Origin of the sequence: Paracidobacterium acidisoli (genome assembly GCF_003428625.2) — a bacterium.
Classification (GTDB): Bacteria; Acidobacteriota; Terriglobia; order Terriglobales; family Acidobacteriaceae; genus Paracidobacterium; species Paracidobacterium acidisoli.
In genome coordinates this window covers 345,362-366,199 of record NZ_QVQT02000004.1, presented here as the reverse complement: position 1 = coordinate 366,199, position 20,838 = coordinate 345,362, and the positions used below count along the sequence as shown (strand labels likewise).

The 20,838-nt window shown below is 54.0% G+C and carries 21 protein-coding genes; 16 read left to right on the top strand and 5 right to left on the bottom strand.

Features of this window, described 5'->3' with window-relative positions; genetic code table 11:
• The first annotated feature begins 21 nt into the window (after positions 1-21).
• Positions 22-474, top strand: coding sequence for an effector immunity protein Tgi2PP (locus D0Y96_RS12615; protein ID WP_147325048.1), 453 nt, complete (start codon positions 22-24; stop codon positions 472-474).
• 12 nt (positions 475-486) lie between these two features.
• Here the strand turns inward: D0Y96_RS12615 and ruvA are convergent, their stop codons facing one another.
• Positions 487-1,074: a Holliday junction branch migration protein RuvA gene (gene ruvA, locus D0Y96_RS12610; protein WP_117300389.1), complete on the bottom strand. Its 588-nt coding sequence runs from the start codon at positions 1,072-1,074 to the stop codon at positions 487-489.
• An 11-nt stretch (positions 1,075-1,085) separates the two neighbouring features.
• Positions 1,086-1,835 carry a hypothetical protein gene (locus D0Y96_RS12605; protein WP_117300387.1) on the bottom strand — a complete coding sequence of 250 codons (750 nt, stop codon included), beginning with the start codon at positions 1,833-1,835 and terminating at the stop codon, positions 1,086-1,088.
• Positions 1,836-1,880: 45 nt separating this feature from the next.
• On the opposite strand from D0Y96_RS12605, the gene D0Y96_RS12600 reads away from it, so the two are divergent.
• Both D0Y96_RS12600 and D0Y96_RS12595 read left to right on the top strand, forming a co-directional pair.
• Positions 1,881-2,189 (top strand): hypothetical protein, encoded by a 309-nt coding sequence (locus D0Y96_RS12600; protein ID WP_434090777.1) that lies wholly within the window; start codon positions 1,881-1,883, stop codon positions 2,187-2,189.
• Positions 2,190-2,196: 7 nt separating this feature from the next.
• Positions 2,197-3,120: a Kdo hydroxylase family protein gene (locus tag D0Y96_RS12595; protein ID WP_117300383.1), complete on the top strand. Its 924-nt coding sequence runs from the start codon at positions 2,197-2,199 to the stop codon at positions 3,118-3,120.
• Between the two features lie 97 nt (positions 3,121-3,217).
• On the opposite strand, the gene D0Y96_RS12590 is transcribed toward D0Y96_RS12595, so the two are convergent.
• The 3 genes from D0Y96_RS12590 to D0Y96_RS12580 all read right to left on the bottom strand — a co-directional run bounded on the left by D0Y96_RS12590 (position 3,218) and on the right by D0Y96_RS12580 (position 5,309).
• Complete coding sequence (locus D0Y96_RS12590; protein ID WP_350449055.1) at positions 3,218-4,297, bottom strand: Gfo/Idh/MocA family protein; 1,080 nt, start codon at positions 4,295-4,297, stop codon at positions 3,218-3,220.
• Position 4,298: 1 nt separating this feature from the next.
• Positions 4,299-4,523 carry a hypothetical protein gene (locus tag D0Y96_RS12585; protein ID WP_117300380.1) on the bottom strand — a complete coding sequence of 75 codons (225 nt, stop codon included), beginning with the start codon at positions 4,521-4,523 and terminating at the stop codon, positions 4,299-4,301.
• Between the two features lie 78 nt (positions 4,524-4,601).
• Positions 4,602-5,309, bottom strand: a complete 708-nt coding sequence (locus D0Y96_RS12580) for a S24/S26 family peptidase (RefSeq protein WP_117300378.1) — start codon at positions 5,307-5,309, stop codon at positions 4,602-4,604.
• Between the two features lie 661 nt (positions 5,310-5,970).
• Between D0Y96_RS12580 and D0Y96_RS12575 the strand changes: the two genes are divergently transcribed.
• From D0Y96_RS12575 to D0Y96_RS12515, 13 genes are all read left to right on the top strand, one after another.
• Positions 5,971-6,480, top strand: a complete 510-nt coding sequence (locus tag D0Y96_RS12575; protein ID WP_147325047.1) for a hypothetical protein — start codon at positions 5,971-5,973, stop codon at positions 6,478-6,480.
• 257 nt (positions 6,481-6,737) lie between these two features.
• Entirely contained in the window at positions 6,738-11,366 is a 4,629-nt protein-coding gene (locus D0Y96_RS12570; protein ID WP_117300374.1) for a glycosyl hydrolase family 28-related protein, read from the top strand.
• An 8-nt stretch (positions 11,367-11,374) separates the two neighbouring features.
• Positions 11,375-12,874 (top strand): terminase large subunit, encoded by a 1,500-nt coding sequence (locus D0Y96_RS12565; RefSeq protein WP_147325046.1) that lies wholly within the window; start codon positions 11,375-11,377, stop codon positions 12,872-12,874.
• Positions 12,875-12,909: 35 nt separating this feature from the next.
• Positions 12,910-13,797 (top strand): HipA family kinase, encoded by an 888-nt coding sequence (locus D0Y96_RS12560; protein ID WP_215601621.1) that lies wholly within the window; start codon positions 12,910-12,912, stop codon positions 13,795-13,797.
• Positions 13,794-14,618: a DUF3037 domain-containing protein gene (locus D0Y96_RS12555; RefSeq protein WP_117300368.1), complete on the top strand. Its 825-nt coding sequence runs from the start codon at positions 13,794-13,796 to the stop codon at positions 14,616-14,618. Before D0Y96_RS12560 ends, D0Y96_RS12555 begins: the two co-directional genes overlap by 4 nt.
• A gap of 146 nt (positions 14,619-14,764) precedes the next feature.
• Positions 14,765-16,057: a phage portal protein gene (locus D0Y96_RS12550; protein ID WP_350449054.1), complete on the top strand. Its 1,293-nt coding sequence runs from the start codon at positions 14,765-14,767 to the stop codon at positions 16,055-16,057.
• A 17-nt stretch (positions 16,058-16,074) separates the two neighbouring features.
• Positions 16,075-16,680 carry a hypothetical protein gene (locus D0Y96_RS12545; RefSeq protein WP_252263733.1) on the top strand — a complete coding sequence of 202 codons (606 nt, stop codon included), beginning with the start codon at positions 16,075-16,077 and terminating at the stop codon, positions 16,678-16,680.
• Positions 16,671-17,108, top strand: a complete 438-nt coding sequence (locus D0Y96_RS12540; RefSeq protein ID WP_117300364.1) for a hypothetical protein — start codon at positions 16,671-16,673, stop codon at positions 17,106-17,108. The genes D0Y96_RS12545 and D0Y96_RS12540 overlap by 10 nt, the downstream gene beginning before the upstream one ends.
• Before the next feature lie 90 nt (positions 17,109-17,198).
• Positions 17,199-18,167: a hypothetical protein gene (locus D0Y96_RS12535; protein ID WP_117300362.1), complete on the top strand. Its 969-nt coding sequence runs from the start codon at positions 17,199-17,201 to the stop codon at positions 18,165-18,167.
• 97 nt (positions 18,168-18,264) lie between these two features.
• On the top strand, positions 18,265-18,888 hold the full coding sequence (locus tag D0Y96_RS12530; RefSeq protein WP_117300360.1) for a hypothetical protein: 624 nt from the start codon (positions 18,265-18,267) through the stop codon (positions 18,886-18,888).
• 3 nt (positions 18,889-18,891) lie between these two features.
• On the top strand, positions 18,892-19,332 hold the full coding sequence (locus D0Y96_RS12525; protein WP_117300358.1) for a hypothetical protein: 441 nt from the start codon (positions 18,892-18,894) through the stop codon (positions 19,330-19,332).
• Positions 19,320-19,838 carry a hypothetical protein gene (locus D0Y96_RS12520; protein ID WP_350449053.1) on the top strand — a complete coding sequence of 173 codons (519 nt, stop codon included), beginning with the start codon at positions 19,320-19,322 and terminating at the stop codon, positions 19,836-19,838. Before D0Y96_RS12525 ends, D0Y96_RS12520 begins: the two co-directional genes overlap by 13 nt.
• The gene (locus D0Y96_RS12515) at positions 19,835-20,827 is read left to right on the top strand and encodes a hypothetical protein (protein WP_117300356.1); all 993 of its coding nucleotides are present in this window, start codon (positions 19,835-19,837) and stop codon (positions 20,825-20,827) included. The genes D0Y96_RS12520 and D0Y96_RS12515 overlap by 4 nt, the downstream gene beginning before the upstream one ends.
• The last annotated feature ends 11 nt before the right edge of the window (positions 20,828-20,838 follow it).

Below are 20,838 nucleotides of genomic sequence, written 5' to 3'. Positions count from 1 at the left end.
TTCTCTCTTCTGTAAGCTCAAATGGATATGCGTATTCTGCCCTTGTCGAGCTTGCTTCTTTTTGGACTTGCTGCGGCCGCACCCCCAGTGCAGCCTCCGCATCGGCTTACTTCCGATCAGGCTCGCCGGCTGGCTCTGCTTGTTGCCGGCCATGACCACATTGACACCGCCGATACACATATCGAGTTCAACAGTATGGACATGAATGCAGCGTTCATTCGCGGCTTTTCAAGTTTCATTGTCATCCGCGAAAGTGCATCACAGGAACCGGACGAGACGCTGCGCCGCTATGCCGTCAGCCAGCGCACAGGGAGTGTCTGGGAGATGACCTTATGCACCCGGTACAGATTTCCGGAACTTGTCCATCTGCAGCATGAGCTTCTCGGAAAGAACGCCGACGCGAGCGATGATGAGATTGCTATGGAAAAGAGACGGCTGGGATGCGATGTAAACAACCCTCGGCCTGCCATGTAAGACATCTCGTTTTCAGCGGATGACTTTTAGCGAAGCACGAAATAATCCGTCAAAGTCTTCACCGACGGCTTTTTCTTTCTCGACGGCTGCCTCAATCGCTTTTTGAGCAGCCGGACGCTGATAACCAAGATTTACCAGTGCGGACAGCACATCTTCGGCTGCCGGACCTGCAGAAATTATCGCGGGGGCCGCAGCCATATCTTCCAGCTTGTCTTTCAGCTCCACCACCAGGCGCTCGGCCAGCTTTTTTCCGACGCCAGGGATGCGAGTGAGCGTGGCATGGTCCTGTGAGCGGATGGCCGCTACCGTCCGCTCTGGATTCAGGCCGCTGAGAATCGTAACAGCCAGTTTTGGGCCTACGCCGGAAACAGTGATAAGCCGCTCAAAGAGATTTTTTTCGTTACGATCGAGGAATCCAAAGAGCGCCAGAGTATCTTCACGAACCTGGGTATAGATAAAGAGCGAAACCTCCGTTCCCTCGTGCGGCAGCGCCGTGAAGACTGGCACGCTGATTGTGACGTCGTAGCCGACGCCACCTGCTTCAACAATGACCTGACCGGGCTGTTTAGAGAAGAGGCGTCCGCGCAGATGGGCAATCATGCGGTCTTGTCCTATGCGTTCCGACGACGATAACGAATCTCGAAATCGTAGCCTGGGTTCGGCGGGAATAACCCAGCCACATGACGCAGCCGCTCCGCCAGAGCGGGCGCAGCGAGCAATGGGTATTCGCGCTCACGAAGGTCCATGTAATCGAAATCAATCGTCAGCGAGAGCATGTAGATGGCGACAGCATCGGAAAAGACAGATTCCAGATACGTGGTTTTCGCTTTTTCATCCACCTGATCGCTGCGGCTTTTATCCAGTGCTCGACGACGGCTTTCCCAGGCATCCTGACTGGTCTCACCGCGCACGTCTGCAGAAGCCTGCGACCAAACCAGCTCGGAGAAGCTTTCAGGCACGCCTGCGGCATCGACGAAATGGTGGCCAGCGTTGATGAAGAATTCAAACGCGAGAGCAAAACGGTCCTGCATGAGACGCGTTGAAATAAAAATACACTCAGCGGTTCCGAAGGTCACATTACGGTGGCAAACTGCACGGTCACTGAGCTCTACGGTGTATTCGGCCGCGACAACCGTCTCCTCGTTTTCGTGAATGGCAAGTGGGACGAAGTAATATGCCCGGTGTTTCAATGCATGAGCAACAGATGCCGGAACAGCCTGCACAATGTGCTGCAGTTCTTCAGCCGTTAAATGAATATCGCCATAACTGGCGAAACAAACACCGTTTTCGGCCTGTTGTACGGGTGCCTCCTGCGCAATCTTTGACGCAGGCAGGAGCGGAATTTGCGCGACCTCAGCCATAAACAGGTATTCTAGCTGAGGTGCGGGGAACTGAGTTTCCCTGCTGTGATTACCATGACTCCTCAGGGATTCAGCGCTCCGTCAGCTCCTGCACGACTGCTCGGTATTCCGCTTGGCGACTTCGGATTTTTCAGGAGCTTGCTGCTGGCTGCGGCCACAGGCTTTCTTACCTTTTTTGCGGTTTGTTTTCTGGCCATCTTTGGCCTGCTTTTCTACAACATTTTGGGACACCACCAGATCAATTACGCGGATAGCTATCGCTATGTGGCTTTTCCAGCGGGCGTGATTGTGTTATTCGTGAGCCTGATTTTCTTTGTCGGTGTGTGGCTGCGCCGGCGAATTACCGCTAAATAAGGCATTTATGGGACTGCTCACTATCCCGCTCAGCGAAATACCTGATGGCAGGCCTACAACTGATCAAAAAGCACGGGAATGGTGTGCTCGGCTTGAAGCCGGGGAGATTCTCTTCTTTCCTGAAACCCCGGTACCACTGGCGGAAGATGACATTCACTTTTTGCTGGGACAGCAACAAACCGATAGCTCCCTGCATAAAAACATTGCCTATAAACCGAACATCGACCGTCTGAGCGGTGTCGATACGAAGACGGCTGACGCGACGGCAGTGACACGTTTGCGGAGCGTTATGCGAATGTATTCGCAGGCCGTTGCGACATTTCTGACAGCATTTCTAACCCCTTACAACGGTAACTGGACGCTCGACTATGCCAGTTTCCGCCCACAGGAGGAGGAAAGCCGGAATTTGCCCCTGCGGCGCCGGAATGACCTGCTGCACACGGACGCATTTCCGACGCGGCCCACTCATGGAGCGCGGATTCTTCGCTTCTTCAATAACATTCATCCAACACGAACGCGAGACTGGATGGTGAGCGCACCCTTTGCCGACACGGTCAGACAATTTGCTCCGAAACAGATTGCCCCACGCCCCGACAGCTCTTTGACTCGTACTGGCAAATTTCTGGGTCGTGCAATAGGGCTGGGAGGAGCGATTCCATCACTGAAACGAAGCCCGTATGACGATTTCATGATGCGCTTCCATAATTTTCTGAAGGAAAATTCGGCATGGCAAACCGAATGCCCGAAGTATTCGTGGAAGTTCCCATCGGGATCGAGCTGGATGGTTTACACAGACACCGTGCCGCATGCGGTTCTGGCAGGGCAGCATGCTCTGGAGCAGACGTTTCTGGTACGGCCGGAAGCGATGGTAAACCCTGGAGTATCTCCATTGAAGGTGCTGGAAAGAATAGCCAGCACTACTCTGGTATAAATCGCGCTCACTTCCTGCGATTGATGTAGAACATGTTGAAGTGATTCAGACTCTTCGGATACCACTTTTGGTTTGCCCGACTCATCCGAGACATCCCTTATCCTCCAGGAGCAAAGCGCTGGAGACTTGCATGTTTTGCGTGCATTGCGATTGCTTCATTGATTTCAATGGCCAGTGCAAGCGCGCGACGGCCATCCTCGCCTGAAACACGCGGTGCAGTACGGGTCTTAACAGCATTGAGAAATGACTCAATCTCAAGACGAAGAGGTTCGCCTGAATGAACAACAGGACGCCTCAAAGACAAACCTGGGGGTAAATGGCTTTCCCGGCCTCCGAAAGCAACAGGATCGGCCGGATTATTTTCTCCAGTCTGCCTGATAGCCTTTCCGTCTCTTGTCTCTACATCAATTACGAAGAGATCCTGACGGGCATAGTCGACCGAAACGTACTGATGAGGCTGGAAGAACCGCATCTTGCGAACCCGTTCTGTACTGACACGACTGGCCGTAAAGTTCGCTACGCATCCTGATTCAAATTCGATACGAACACTGGCAATATCCACTTTGCCTGAAACGACCGGCAATCCTACTGCATGAAGATGCCGTATTGGAGATTGTGTAAAGGTAAGCACAATGTCCAGATCGTGAATCATCAGGTCAAGCACAACGTCGACATCAAGGGAACGCGGACTGAATACACTGAGCCGATGCACCTCGAAGAACATTGGATTATCAAGATATGGCTCGATCGCTGTAATGGCCGGATTGAAACGCTCAAGCTGTCCAACCTGCAAAATCCGGCCATGCTGCTGTGCAAGTTCAATCAGGCGATTTGCCTCATTCACCGTCGCAGCAATCGGCTTTTCCACCAGTACATCGAGGCCCGCCGCAAGCAACTCCGCAGCTATGGAAAAATGCGCCGAAGTTGGTGCGCATACAGAAGCGACATCAATGGCTATCCTACCCATATCACGAGCAGCCATGCACTCACGTAGATCTGAAAATATGGAAATCTGCTGCGAATGATCTTTGGCGTCAGTTTCGAGGGCTTGGGCGCGCCCCGAATCCGGCTCTACAACAGCTGAGAGATGAACAGGATATCCCTGCAGCTCCAGCTCGCGATAAACACGAAGGTGGTTGCGGCCAAATGCCCCGGCACCGCAAAGAACAGCGTTCACGCTATCGGACAGCTCCCTTGCCTTCGATGACAGCGAGGCAGCGCGCATAGAGTTCAAGAAGATGCTCCACCTGATCTTCTGATTTTGCAGAGCCTGCTGCAACAAAACCCGTCGATGTAGAACTGGTACGCGTAACTCCCGCAGTCGTGGCAACAAACTTCAACAAATCGAGAGCGATGTCCTCATTACGGCGAGCGCTGCTGGCAGAACCGGGCACCTGATCCATAGGAATTCCTCAGAGCCGATGCTATCAAACTTTATTGTCTGCCGGTGGCAGGTTCAGTCAACGGATGACACAGCCAGCCTAAACCTCCGAAATGCATATGCACACTCTGCCCACTATCGGCCCAGAAGGAGCTTCGTCGTCGTTTAGCTCCAGGAGCTCAACGGCATAATCCAGATTGCGAGGGCGCAGGATGAGCCGTCCAGCTTCAAAAGTGACGTAGCGGAAGACAATATCAGCCCCTACCTGAATGGCATACATATTTGGACGGGGCGGATTCCAGAGAGCAAAAGAATTGTAGTGCCGGTCTATGACAGCAACAGTGTTTGAAAGAAGCAGAGGAGCCATAGGCAATGCCTGATTCGCTGGCACTCGAATGGCGACAAACCTTTCCCAGTTGCGACGTGTCAAAGTACGGCGAGGCGCAAAAACTTCAAAGTAATCTTCCGGGAGCTGAATCGTTTCCTGAACCAGCTGAGGAAGCACAGCGGGGACTGACATTGCGACTTTGACTGACACGACTGGGACACTGGTCTTTCGCAACATAAGAACAGTGGAATCTGTACTGCCGATGTGTTCCGGAAGCAGGTCTTCAACATCAAGCATCTGCGCCGCCAATACGCGATCAAGAGCTGGCAGACTAAGACGTCTCTTATGGTGCAGAAAATTTGAAATGTGAGACGCACGCAATCCGGTTTGGCGCGCCAGCAGTGAACCTGAGAGCAAGCCACTATCGATGCGGCGCCAAATTTCAAGGCGAAGACGCTCATGTAGCTGCTGAAAATTCATTTGTGGAAAGTTTTCATTGAGCTATACACCGATTACTTTGAGCTTTGCAGAAAGAAATGCTCAGGGCTCCTGTTCACCGGATATTTTGGTAATCCAGTCGCGGCGATAGTGTGACTGTGAGCTGGCGGCTCGACGACTATTGCAGCACCAGACACCCACAGATAGCGTTGATCACACTTCTACCAGCCATAGTCGCTTGACACGTGTGCCCACTTTAGCGTGGCGCTGATACGCGTGGAGTTTTTCTGCGAGAAGCAGTTCCCTCTCTCAAGCCGTGGCTGGTAAGGGTTTCAATACTCTCCCAGAGGTGAGCCATTGCTCATGGTCTGCGCGCTCATCCATTCCATCCCACAACAAGGAAGGCCCTCTCTGTGCAGCGACATCCTGAGAATGTTGCAACCGTAAGAGCTTCCTCCACTGCGGAAACAGAAATCAGAGTAGACGACCGCAGATGTTGATTTCGTCCTGGAGAAAACATGACGTATTTGCGCGTATCAATAAAAGTATGCCAAGGATGCGGAGGCCTCTGGCTCCACACTAATGATCATCCTGGCGTTTATTGCTCACCCTGTGTAGCGAAGCTCGGCATTTTCCCGCATGCGCGCAACCGACGCAGAATCGGTCGGCCCAGACATCACGCCGTAGTATCAGGAGGCGTCCAGTGAGTGCTGCCCTTTTGCTACCTGTCGTTGTTGCGGCTGCCAGTCCATCGGTTTCGTCAAAACTGCCGATTCATTCCACGGATGGAATGGCCTTTTTTCGAAAACATACAGAGGCCCTGTTGCGGCGCTACATGGTGCTTTCAGTGGAAATGGGCAGAGCGCCCTCCATATTAGGGAATGTCGTCTTTCGCGGAAGGACATCGAGTTATCGCATGTCCAGTTTCGAAGACAGTCTTATTTTTATCTTTGATGTAGAAAAATGCCTGGGGATTCTCGACTCTGATACTCAGACACTCATTGCTCACATCGGGCTACAGGAATTTACCTATAGTGAAACAGCGACTCTGCTGGATCAAAGCGTGCGCTCGGTGATTCGTATCTATAACCATGGCTTAGATCGTCTCACAAGAAGCCTGCTTGATGCCGACCTCCTGAAGCCCGACGACTCATCAGGCCTGTCAAGGAAAGCACCTGTGAGGCATGCACGTATCTATCGCACACATCTGTAGTTATGAATTAAAAATAAGTTGGCACACAATTATCTCTGATTCGCTATCCTGAATTTAAAGATAACCACACAGATAGACGGGCATCGGCGCACGGTGCCCTTTTTATTTTGCTCGCAATCATACGATTTCAATCGGCGTCGAGAATCCTCTTTCACTATTCCGGTGGCCGACGATGGATTGCTCAGGCGCTTTTAGTGGGAAGTGCCGAAGGCTCAATCGAATACTTTGGCACATAAGCAGCAGGTCCACGCCGACCGATGGCAACCAAAACAAGGGATATATTAATGATGCACCGCGTTAATCAGAATTCTAAACCTGTAGGCAGATTTGGGTTATACCTGGCGCTTATTCTGATTGTATTTACCTCGCACCATGCCCTGGCTCAGGTATCAGTTACCACAGTGCAGGGAACGGTTTACAGAGCGGACGGAACGCCCGCAAGCGGCACGCTCATTATCAGCTGGCCAGCGTTTACCACTGCAGCCAATAATGCCGTCGCCGCCGGAAGCTTAAATACACAGATTGGAACGGACGGATTCGTAAGCGTTAATCTGGCTCCCAATGAAGGAGGTTTGCCGGGTGGAAGCTACTACACGGCAACCTACCACCTTACTGATGGAACTGTTAATAAGGAATACTGGGTTGTGCCGGCTGCAGGAACGGCAACGATTTCTTCTGTGCGGGCTGAACTAGCCCCTTCTACCGTTGCGATTCAGACGGTGACCAAGTCGTATGTAGACAGTTCCGTTGCGGCTGCCACGAATAATTATGTCCCCTTAACTGGCGCGACGATGAGCGGGCCTCTTCTTCTGAGTAGTGATCCCACTTCGCAGAACCAGGCAGCAACCAAGCATTACGCCGATCAGATCGGTTTATCCGCGCTGCCTCTTGCTGGCGGATCCATGCTCGGTACGCTATCAACACCCAATGCAATCAATAAACTGCCGCGTATCGATGTGCGACATCCGGATTTTGGTGCGACTGCAGGATGTGCCAATGCTGCAGATCCTACTGGTCTGATGGACTCGACATGTGCAATCAACGCGGCAATAGCCTACGCATATTCAACAGGCGTCAGAGATGCGAATTATCCTGCTGTATATATTCCCGAAGGCATATACAAAATAAGCTCACCTATTCGGGTATCCTGCGACATTGATGTTGTGGGAGATGGTGAATCGGCAACACTTCTGAAACAAACAAACGACTCCGCCGACGGTCTGGTTTTTTCGAATGTAAATAATCCGGTAGTTGTACTGGCAGCAGCACAATGCTATGGTGGCATCTCTAATCTGACGATTTATGCTGCTGATGGACATAACTATACTGCTACATTACTCGAGATCGCTAATGCTGCAGGTGTTCATATTGAACATGTAAGGCTATTGAATAGTGGCGGTCGCGGCCTGGTTGCTTATGCAGCAGAACGAGTATATGCCAATGATTTACAAATTGATTCGACGCGATGGCCATTGATAGGGCCGGGGAACGAAGGGCATTTTTACAAATTAAATATAGCATCTGCCGGGTCGACAGATGACGGTTTTTGCTGGGGCGCCAACTGTAACGCCAGCGGTCAATATCCAAACTCTCAATGGACGGGTTCGATGACGCTGCAATCGGCCGAAGGTGACGGGAAAACTGCAACTTTTGTCATTAGCTGTTCGCCGGCATCGGCTTGTGTAAACGGGGATAGTGGCACATCTCCAATTTATTCGGGGCATTGGTTTAATGTATCTGGCATAACAGGAGTAACTGCTTTAAACGGATATTTTCAGGCACTTAACGTCACAAATGACTCCCCCTCCGGATCGTTTACCATCACGGCCGCGTCAAATGCCAACGGCACCGGTGTAACAGCTGATGCTACCTGGCAGCCGACTATCTTGCCGGAGACACATGCAGCTGTGACAATCGGAGGAGTCAATGTAGAGTTCAATGGCGGCTCAATTAAAGCTAACTGGTACGCAGGATGCTTTAATGTTGAGGGATCACAGGCAGTCAGCATCCAGAATTTTTACTGTGAAGGAGCTCCAGTTAACGGACAGCCCCATCTTGGGGCGGACCTCACAATCAATGGACTGCAACCATATACATTCCTGTCGTCGGCACTATCAGGGAATAGCTGTAGTTTGAATACTCCATGCGCGGCGACCGTATCCGGAGGAAGTGCAAATGGAACAATGTGGATGCCTAACACAGCGGGGGATGTACAGGATGTGTCAGGCTACGGAGCAACATTAAATATATACCCAGCTGATTATAGCCCGTCCATTTCTTCCGCCAGCGCATACGTGCCGGGAGTAAATCGGAACCAATACGAAACAGTTGTAGGAGCTTTCTCCAACAACACACTTTACGTTTTTACTCGAAACGGAATAGCAGGTGCTTATCCGTCGTGGCCGGCTAATTCATACATACAGTACTTTAATACAAACACTTTTGGCCCACAGGTAACTGCGCTTTCTAATCATTTTGAAAGTATTGATCCCCCGGGTTCGAACTGGACGGTATACTGTAACGATAATACCGATATCATAGGGAACACAGAAAGCGGCGCCGACACCTGCGGCTCTGTAATAGCAGGGACCATTCCAGATGGATTGCTGGCCTTTCCTCCCGGAACCAGTGGCGCACTGAATCAATCGCAGGTAAATCTCGCACTTATCAATGATGAATTGACGGGCTCTGGCGGCTCAGTCAATGAGCCGATTGGCGCAGGCTGGGTGAAAGTTCATTATGCAGGATCTATAGCAATCGAGCACAGCGATTTTGGCGGACAAGCTCAGACCGGCGAGAATAGTGAGGTAACTACCGGCCAGGTGGAAAATGCCGCGACCCCGCCCTTGATTGCCGTTCAGTATAGCAATGGGGTAAGTGCGGCGTTAAATTATGTCAACTCGACATACGATGCGGTGCTGACGAACCTGCCCTCCATAGGCCTGAACTGGTATGAGTCCCGGCTCTTCAAGTTTCGCTCTCCGGACCCGGCCCTGGGAGCCAATCCTGGGCTTGCTGTTCCAGCGGGGCATCAGTTTACTACTTCAGACTGTTGGTACGATGTGGGGGCTTCATCAGGCTCAGGGCATGCACAGAATCGTTTTTGCCTGAAGGGCAGTCCCGGATTTGGATCTAATAGCGGGGGATGGGAATACGACACCTGGAACGGATCTTCCTGGGTGAATGCATTCTCGATCAGTGATCAGGGAGGGGTCGGTAATCTAGCTCTGACCGGATCAACTACGGTACAGGGCGGATTGACTGCATCCCGAATTAATGGCGAGATCACTGTTGATGGAACGACGTATACAACACTGAATGCAGCATGGACCGCAGCAGTAGCTCTGGCAAACTCGACTGGTCTGAATCAAACGATAAAATTGGGCCCTGGCACCTTTAATGTCACGACGACGATGGCCGAGCCGTTGAATGGCTCATGCGTGAATGTTCTGGGATCTGCAGGTTCAACATTAAATGCTGACAGTTCTCAGCCGGCTACGACGCTAAAGATAACTACTCCTTTGAGTGGCGATGTTTTTTATCTTGGAAATACCTCACAGGCGCAAGGGTGCACGTTCAGAGATCTGAATATTCTGGCTGCTGCGAATGCAACTCACGGATTTGAATTGCAGTGGTTTCGTGGGCTGCTGATCGATAATGTGACGGTGAATGATACGGCCGCTGACGGCATAGTTCTCGGTGAAGAGAGTACAACAAATGGACATCAGTCGAACTTTCTGCTCCGTAATGTGACGGTAAGCTATAACGCAGGCACGTTTACGCCTGCGAGCCGGCCTGCATACGGAATACATATTCAGCAGACAGCAATCGACAGCCATCTGGATTTCATTACCGTTCGAAATGCACTTACAGCCGCTATCTATAACGAGGGAACAGGAAATACCGGCTATCTGATACACGGTTTTGGATACCCCTACACATGTTCGACGGCGCCATGCGCAAATAACACGACGTCGGGGTCGGCGCCGACTGCCTCCTATGCGACAAATTATGTTGTTTACGATACGGGCGGATCAGGCAGCGTATGGACAGATACCTATGTCGACAGCCCGGCTGTTGCCGGGTTTTATGTAGGCGCAAAGGGGATAGAGATTCATGGAGGCCACATCCAGTGGCCTGATACAACCAGTTTTCCTGCCGCCAATCTTGCTTATGTTGCCCCATCTGTTACGAACAACCTGCTGATTGCCGACGTGGACTGCCTGAATATGGCCTCCGGAGTGAACTGGATCACCTACGGACTGACATCGGGAAATCCGCCAAGCTTTGCAAGTGTGCACCATTTGACCGGATGCGGTAACTACTACCAATCGCTTGAGCCAGCAAACACCTCCGGCTTTTCAAGCGGAGGAGCAAATGTCAGCGATACATCGGGGGCTGTACCGAGGATCTGGTCAACACCTATTGCGGCGGCAGGATCTTATCCGGCCTATGCTGCACAGATGTACACCGGCTACCAGGGTGATGCGTATCAGGCGCATTTTGCCGGGCTCGGCCCGTTTTTTAATATCACTTACCAGGGGACGGTACGAGCTGCCGGCGGATTGGCGACTTCGACCGTGCTCAATACTGTGTCGGCGTTAACTCTGACTACAGGAAACAGGAACGTGGTTGCAAATGCGACCAGTGGGCCGCAAACCATTACGCTGCCCAGTTGCTACACTGCGATGGCCGATGGGGTAACTCCGACCGGACTGGAGCTCATCATTATTAAGTCCGATGCCACCTCGAACGCAGTAACTATGCAAACCGCCAGCTCGCAGACGATCAATTATCAGGGAGCTTCAGCAACTACTCTTGTGATTGGTTCAGCGGGAAAGAGAACGCTGGTGTGCGGGCCTGATTACAACTGGTATGCCTATTAACGAGAGTAATGATCGGCAAGGATGTTATTCTGCTTGACGATTTAATTCGAACCGGGATCGTGCTTGACCATGCTGATGTGAAGGGCGGACTTACCTATTTGTCTCTTGCCGAACAGATATTGCGTGTCAGAGACAGAACAGGTCGAAATGCTCCGCTGGCCGGCAACAGAGTACAGTACGAATTCGAAAAGAAAAAGGCCCGACAAAATATCGTTCTCAAGGCTCGGCAGATGGGCATGAGCACGTGGGTTGCCGGAAGGTTTTTTCTCAGGACTATCACTCATCCTGGAACACTGACCGTTCAGGTAGCTCATACCCAAAAAGCTGCAGAAGGTATTTTTCGCATCGTACGCCGATTCCTGTACTGCCTGCCCCACGAATGGAGAACCGGAGCCCTTAGCGAGTTCAGGGAGAATGGGCAGCAGATTGTTTTCCCGACTATTGACAGTGAATATCGTGTGGAGACGGCCGGAGATAAGAATGCCGGACGCGGATTGACGATTACGAACCTGCATTGTTCGGAGCTGGCACGATGGCCCGGAGAGGCTGCAGAAATATTGCAGGGACTGAGAGCAGGCATGTCTCCAGAAGGTGAACTGGTGCTGGAGTCGACCCCAATGGGCGCTGCGGGATGTTTCTGGCGGGAGTGGCAGGATGCAGAACTAACCGGCGTAGCACGACATTTTTTTCCCTGGTGGTGGGAAGAACAATATGCCCGCGATCCGGTTGAAGAGCATTCTCTGACGGCCGATGAGCGCGCATTGATGGTACGTCATGGACTGAGCCTGGGGCAGATCGCTTATCGGCGACAGCTTCAGACAAATTTTCGCGGTCTGACGAAGCAGGAATATGCAGAGGATGCGAACGAGTGCTTTCTAAGCAGCGGAGATTGCGTATTTGACACCTATGCCATTGATGGCCGGCTGCGTGCGATATGCGCGCCGGCGCAGACACGGCTGAAGGGGCAACTGCAAATCTGGTATCCACCCATACCGGGCAGAAAATATCTCGTCGCTGCTGATCCCGCGGGTGGCGGGACAGAAGGGGATTTTTCGGCGGCACAGGTGATGGACCTCGGAACAGGTCTGCAGTGCGCAGAGCTGCAGGCGAAGATGGAGGCTCTGGAGTTTGCACAGGAACTGACACGTCTGGGGCGTGAGTATAACGATGCTCTGATGGTCGTGGAACGAAATAATCACGGTTCGGGAGTTCTGGCTTATCTGCACGGCATATGCAGGTATCCGTCGATTTATACAGAGGGCGGAAAGGACGGATGGCTGACAAATGCGGTAACTCGACCTCAGGTGCTGGCAGGGCTGGGAGCAGCGCTGGTAGAAAGCCCGGAAATATTTTCGAGCGAGCGGCTGCTGAAGGAGTGCAGATGTTTTGTCCGCCAACAGAATGGCCGAACAGAGGCTCAGGCCGGCGAGCATGACGACTGTGTGATGGCAATGGCGATTGCGCTGGCGGCGCGCAGAGAACAGCTCGAGCTGCGGCGCGTGTCGTAGGATGGAGCATCAGAAAAATAAGCCGCGGAGGACGATTGGCGGTCGAGGGCGTACAGCAGATTCGCAGGATGCGGGGCGGAGCACAGAGCCACCTGATGCTGGGCACGGATGGACATGCGTATGTGGTGAAGTTTCAGAATAATCCGCAGCATCCGCGCGTGCTGGTGAATGAGCTGCTGGCGACACGGCTGGCAAAGGCCGTGGGGCTGACGGTACCGACGTGCGAGGTGGTTGAAGTCAGCGAATGGCTGATTAAAAAGACAGCAGATCTGGATCTGGATTTCGGAAATTATCGTGAGCGCTGCAAACCAGGTCTGCATTTTGGATCGCAACTGGTTGGCGGGCTGATGCCGGGGCAGACAGCAGATTATCTTCCGGAGGAACGGCTTGAGGAAGTTCGCAACCTCGAAGAGTTTGCCGGGATGCTGGCCTTTGATAAATGGACATGCAATGCCAATGGGCGGCAGGCCGTCTTCCATAAAAGGACTCGCGAAAAGCGATACGCTGCCACGTTTATCGATCATGGGCACTGTTTCGATGCGGGTGAGTGGCGGTTTGTGGATGCGCCGCTGCGCGGGGTATATGCGAGAAATATCGTTTACCGGCAAATTACGGGATGGAAGGATTTTGAGCCCTGGTTGAGCAGAATTGAAGCACTGGCAGCAGACAAACTCTGGGAGATCATGGATACAATCCCCCCGGAATGGTATGACGGTAATGCAGAAGAACTGGAATTGCTGGGAGAGCGGTTGCTGGAGCGACGTGGGCGTGTGCGCGAGCTGATTACAGACTTTCGGGAATCATCACGCGAGCCTTTTCCAAACTGGGAGCGGCCGCTGGAAGAAAGAGGCACAGGACGTTTTGCTGAACCAGAATGGGCCGATACGCTGCATGAGGGAAAGTTTCGGGGAAGGTTAATGTGAACGAGCGGCGGCAGTGTGAATTCTTTCTGGTAAGGTATGTGCCGGACCCAGTAAAGAACGAATTTGTGAACATTGGGGTGCTGCTGCGGGAGGCAGCGCGACCGGAGAGCACGATCGTGCGCTTTACTCGAGACTGGGCGCGGGTGCGTTGCGTTGATCCGGATGCGGATACAGAGATGCTTGAAGCGCTGGAGTCAGAGATGCGGCGAAGATTCACAGAACGTGGTTCTGACTTGCCGCCGATGATGAAGACGCTAGAAGATTCGTTCTCGAACCTGTTACAGATCACTGAGGCGAAGGCTTGCCTGGCGGAGACGATTCCGGCCGAAATTGAACAACTTATGCAACTGTACGTCGAACCACGCAAACGCGCAGGGGCAAAGCGATGGACAGGGCGGCAGGCAATTCAACGAACGATGCGAACACAATTTGAGCACGCGGGAGTCTGGGATCTGATGCAAAAGCGGATTGCCGCGGCACCGTATACGAGAGCCGGCGATCCTCTGAAGCTGGACTGTGGATACAGACCGAATGGGGTGATACGCATGTTTCACGCTGTATCGCTCGACGGGGATTCAGAGCTGGCGAAGTCGCTGGCATTCAGCGCGCCGGCGCTGCGTGATGGGGTGGCACGAGTGGAAAGAGCACTGCTGGAACTGACTGCAATTGTTGAGCCGATCGCGACGCTGCAGGAGGATGAGGATCGCATAGTACAGTACCGATTCGGCGTGGAAGCTATGGAGGCGCAGGAGATTCGGGTCCTGACGACGGAAAGGCTTCCATACATTGCAGAGACAGCACAACGAGAGCTGCGAGTGTAAAAGTGCGGGTAACTGGGATCGGGGAATAGAAAGGGGTTCTGCGCAGGCATATCAGCGGAGCCGGAATGGTTATGGAAATGGAAGGCATGGCATAACGCCGTGCCTTTTCTTTTTGGATTGAAGAAGGAAAAGAAGGAGCGGGGCGAGTGAATATCCGAGATTCATGGAAGCAGGCGCTGACTCTGATAGGGCGAGGCCGAGAGGATACGGAGGAAGCAGCGACGGTGCAGCGAAAGACGACAGCACTGCCCTCGATTCTGACTCCCTATCATTTTCCAGCCAAGGCGCTGCCGAAGCCGACTCCGGCGAATCTGCGCAGATTTGCGGAGACGCCGGTGGTACGACGTGCGATCAACCTGATTAAAGATCGCGTAGCCAGCATGGACTGGCAGGTAAGGCTGAAACGCGACGCGGTACCGGAAAGGGTCGCGTTTCTTAAGCGCAGGCTGACAACGCTGCGCAGGGCACTTGAGTATCCGAATGCGTCGGATTCGTTCCGAACACTGATGGAGCAGGTGATCGAGGACGTGCTGGTGGGCGGGTTTGGCGCAATCGAGATGGAGCTGACGGGCGATAACGATAACCCGTTTGAGTTATGGCCTGTCGATGGAGCGACGATCCGGATCGATCCGAAGTGGGACGGACAGCCAGACTCGGTACGGTTTGCACAGGCAACAGGCATTGCCGGCTCAGAAGGGCTGATTCCACTGAAGGACAATGAGCTGATCTATGTGCGCATGAATGCCCGCAGCTATACGCCCTTTGGTCTTGGAGCTCTCGAAGTTGCCTTTGAAACAGTGAATGCCTTTCTGAGTGCCCACCGCTTTGCAGGCAAACTGGCGAGCAATGCAGTTGTGCAGTATGCGTTATGGCTGAACGAGACGACCCCGGCGCAGCATGAGCGGTTGATTCGCTGGTGGCAGGACGAGATCGAAGGGACGGGACGGGTTCCACTTCTGAGCTCGGAGCAGAAGCCGGAGGTGCTGCGCTTTGCGACAGGCACCGATGCGGATCTGCGGATGACCTGGCAGGAGTTTCTGATTCGCATGATCGCGAATGCATTCTCTCTGCCGCCGGTGCTGCTGGGACTGGAGCAGGATGTGAACCGATCGACAGCAGGGGCTCTCCTGGACGAGGCATTTCATAGCGCGATCGTCCCGCTGGCGCGGCTGATCGCTGAACATGTGACACGTGATCTTTTCAGTAAACGGCTGGGATGGCATGAGTTCGAATTTGTCTTTAATGAGCTGGACTCAACCGATGAGATGGAGGAGATGCAAATGCAGACGGCGCTGCTGGCGGCGGGCGTTCTGACAGTAAACGAAGTGCGGGCGATGCGCGGACTGGCTCCGCTGACGGGTGGCGATGTAGTGAAGGCCGATCCGGCGGTGGAGGAAAGAGAGGTGGAAGAAGCGGTATCGATGCAGCAGGATGAATAACGATGATCGGAGAGGGAATGAGACTGGAAGCAATGGCGATGACTTTGCCGGAGGTGTCCGGGCATCCAAACCGCATTCCTTTTGAAGGTGTGCTGACGCTGGTAGATGAGGCAAGCAATCGTCCGCCGGCCGGCGCGCGCGGGCACCGCGTGATTCTGACGCGGGCTGCGGCTTTGGCGGCACTACCGTCGCTGCTGGGAATGGCGGTAGATTACACACCGGGATGGGATGGCCATGACGCCCGCAGAAAATGCGGCGTAATCACAGAAGCAGACCTGGACGGGAAGCGGCTGCGTGTAAGCGGATATCTGTATGCGAAGGATTTTCCTGAGGTTGAGCAGCACATGAAACGCAGTGCGCCGGGCTCTATGGGAATGTCGTATGAGCTGGCGGATGCACATGTGGAAGATATGCGCACCGAAGTCTGGACGCTGACAAAAGCGACTTTCACGGGTGCGGCGATTCTGCTGCGGGAAAAGGCTGCATACCGCGGCACATCATTCGCGCTCGCGGCAAAACGCTGCAGAACAGTGCGGCTGCATGGAAGTGCACGAACAGAGCACTTCCGGCTACAAAATGGCGTGCAACAGATGGAGAGAAGAAAGGGAACGCGATGGAACTGAACGCAAATGAATTCATGAGTGCAGTGAGCGAGAGTCTGGAGCGGCTGAGCGTTGCGGCCACGCTGCTGGAGCGCACGGTGTCATGGCTGGAGCAGCGTGAATCAGCAATGAGCGGAGACGTTCAGAAAATTGTGGCCGCAGTGGAAGGCAGTCCGGAGATGACGCGCCGCGAGCAGGAACTGGCAAAGAAACTGGAAGCAGCGGAGCAGCAGATCGCCGAACTGAAGGCACAGGCAGCCCATGCGCCGGCACGCAGTGGCGAGCGCAAAACCCTGCCAGCAACAACGACACAGCTGCTGGCGAAGCAGGGGATCACAACGCTCGAGTCGATCGAAGCGGGCACGCTTGACGCAGCTCTTACCGGGCTGAGCCTCGAGCAACGGATTGCGGTAAAGGCACAACTGATCCGCGCGGGATCGCTGGCCTAGAGCAGGGCTTTTCCGCGGAGACGATGGCCGGCTGATGCCGGTCTTTTTTATTTCATGGAACGATCAGGCCCGCATGGGCAGAGGAAACGTATGAAAGCAAATTTTCTGGATATTCATTCGACGGCGGATTACATCGGGCCTGGAGCGATCGAGGTTCCATTTTATCAGACGGAGATCACGGATATTGTCCGCCGCAACAGTATTTTCGGGCAGCGCATCAAGCAGGTTCCGGCTACCGGACATCCTTCGAGATATTTCGAGGAGACGGCGATTCCAAACCCGGGCACGGCGGGCTTTGTCAATCCACGCAGCATCGCCGCACCCGTGGTAACTCCGACACGCATTGAGCGCAGCGTCCCGCTGAAAGCTGTGGTCGCACAGATGAACTACAACCTGTTCGATATGGAGCTGGGCACACAGCAGAAGCAGTTTGCCTATCTGCAGGCGAAGGATCTGGTAGACACAGTGCAGGGTGTGATGGTGACGCACGATGTCGCATTGTGGAATGGCAATGATACGTCGCTGACCACACCGACCACGCTCCAGTACTTCGGTGTGGCTGGTCAGATTGCTGCGGGTGGCAATACCACGACGATTTCGACGACATCGAGCATTGTGGACGGTCTGAAGTCCACCGTGGCACAGATGGTCGCCAGCACCGGATTCGCTGTACGGCCGACGGCGATTTACGCCAACCCTGTTCTGCTCGATCTGATCGATCGCGAGATGAAGACGGACTTCAACGTTGTTCTTTCGACGCGTGAGATTGAAGCGGGCTTTACGGTAAAAACGCTCTCGACGCAGGCGGGCGATCTGCCACTGATCCCTGACTGGTCGCTGGCTTATACCGGTACCCCTGGATCGGGATCGGCAGTACTGCCGGCATACATCGTGACCGAAGATCTGATCGAGTATCACTGGCTGAGCGATCCCAATCCGCGGGTCTTCCAGCTCGGTCTGCCGGGCACACTGGCTTCGCAGTATGTAGTGGTGAAGTTTGGCGCGCCTGTGGTGAAGGGTGCGGGCTATGCGCACTATCAGGTGCTGGTTGACCGGTAGAACTTAACAGGGCTCAGAGCCCGGAGCATGGGCTTCGCCCCACATCTGCCAGGGCCGGGAGATGTGGGGCCCCTGCTTTCATTTTGAGGAGAACGGAATGGGATATCTGCTGCCTGCGGAGTATGAGAGCTATGGGCTCGGCTCAGATGTGACAGACGACTGGATTACGGTGGCGTCGGCGATGATTGATGCGCATTGCCGGCGGGAGAGCCTGAATCCCACACAGTATACAGAGCGGCTGCGACTGGTGGAGGGATCGCAGACGGTACGACTGAGTCATCTGCCGCTGACTCCGATTCCCCCGGCAACGCTGCCTTTGGTGAGCATCCAAGCGCGCTATGCGAAGCCACGACGCGGAGAGGTGATTTATCCGCTGCAGGAGGAAGTATTGTGGGCGTTTTCACTGCCGGGAGCGTGGACCGCGGTGGATCCGACGACGGTGGACTTTGTTGACGATACGGGAGAGCTCACCTTTCCGCTGAATATTATCGGGCTTCCCTACAACGAAGTAGCGGTAACTTATACGGCGGGACTGAGCGTGATTCCGGACAAGGTGAAATCGGCCTGCGCACTCATTGTGAAGAATGCGCAGGCAACTCCCGGACTGAATGTGAAGTCGAGCAAGCTGGACACAATGCAGATGCAGTATTTTGCGAACACGCTGATTGATGGCGCCGTGGAAGTGCTGCTGCAACCCTGGGTGTCGACGAGGCTTGGATAAGCGATGGCCGATCTGAGTGTACAAAACCCGAGCGGCAGGGCGCTGCGGCTGGCCGCCGCCCTGTTGCGTGCAAGTGGAGGGACCACGGCTTCACTGCAGATGCCCCCTCTGGTGGGCGATGCGAATGATACCGGACAGGTTGGTCTGGACCAGCCGGGCTTTTTGCAGTTGCCTCTTTCGCCGGCGGTATTTCGGCGAGTCCGCATTGCAATGAAAGACGGGCAGCTTTGCGAATACGAACTGATGGTCTCAGCGGAAGCGGTTGCAACGCAGGTAAGCCAGCTTCAGCTCAGCTCTGCGCAGACTTTATTCACGATGGCAAATGGTGTGATCGTTGCCGGAAAGTTGTTCCTGATTGAAGCCGTTTCGACCTCGGAGACACAGGGAATCGTGTGTCTGTATCGCCTGCTGTTACGGGAAGCAGCAGGCGAGTGGCAATTGTAGCCAGACAGGTAATGAACATGCAGAATGCCAAGGATACATTTTACATCGCCCTTCGGAACAGACTGGCGTCAACAAATCCAGCAAGAGTAATGACACTGCGGTCAGTAACGCGGCCGGGAATTTTTGTGGAAGAAGCTGAAGCTGCGGTCGCGCAACAGCCGCTGGACATCTTCATACTGCGATGGACAGAGATGAAGGCAGACACACAGCTTCCATCCGTATTAACGCAGATGACATGCGAGATTCTTTATGCCACGGCGGGAACACAGAATAACGCGGGTCTGGATCGCGGCCGGGCGCTCGAAGAGATGGATTACGAAGTGATGCAGATGATCTATCCGTACTGCACGCGAAAGATGAATTATGCGGTAACTCCGGCGGCCTCTATGGAAACGCTGGTGTTCTGGACGGAAGCTGTGTTTGGTCCGGTGACGACGCTGCGCGACAGATTGAGCCGGATAGCGACGGTGAATGTTTTTGCTTTTCAGGAACAGGGGGAGGCATGAGCACAACAACATTCGTGCCGCTAAGCGCTCAGCCCGCAATAACGCGTCGCGTGCGCGCATATTTTGCTCCAGTGGATCGCGTGAACAAGGTGCCATCGATCTTTGATCCCTCGGTGAACGGCCAGTTTTCTCTCTCTGCGCCTCCTGCACCGTGGGTCGATTTGGGATGGATCGAGAATTTTGGACGGAAGTCGGAAAGCAAGTTCACAGAACTGGTCACCGGCAGCCCGGGGATAACACAATTTCAGGCGCGCGAGACAATCGATGCGGTGGTGTCGTTTCGCTTTAAGGTATGGAGCAAGCTGACGATGGCCTTGTCGGCCGGCTCGCAGCATATGAATCTGCTGACTCCGGCCGCGGGCTCGACGGCAAACGGGTCAGGAAGCAAAGGTATTACAGCAGTAAGTCTGGCCGTGAGCTCGACGGCGACATTTCTTTCCCTGGCTGCAACAGATGCGGCAAAGTTCCCGGCAGGTTCCATGGTGGCTGTGGATGTGGACTATGCTGCACAGACAGGCTTCGTGGGCAGCGGGGTCTATGCGGCATATGTCAGCAGCGCAAGCGCCGTAAACAGCGATCCGGATTACATCCGCAGGGTAACGTTCAATGTCGCACGGGTACTGTCGGTGACAACCACAGGTACAGCGACGGGCCTGCAACTGGCGCAGCCGCTGCTGGCAGGTGTTCCAGCGAGCGGCATGAAGGTACAGCCGCTGCTGGGATTTGTCGATCGCGAGGGAGGGAGTTTTTTCCAGGAGTGGTCGGCACTCTTTGTCATGCCTGGCGAGCAGGGCGATCGGATTCTCTTTCATTATCCTCGGCTTCAGGCGCTGGCCGGAGCCGCGGAGACGGGCACAGCTCTGGCTGCTCCGCTTGAGCGCATTGCTCTGAATACAAACTTTCGCGCGCTGCCGGTGACCGATGCGAATGATGGCGAACGGGTGGTCTGCTTCCGCAGTTACCTGCCTGGAACGATCACGCTGATTTGAGAAACGTGAGG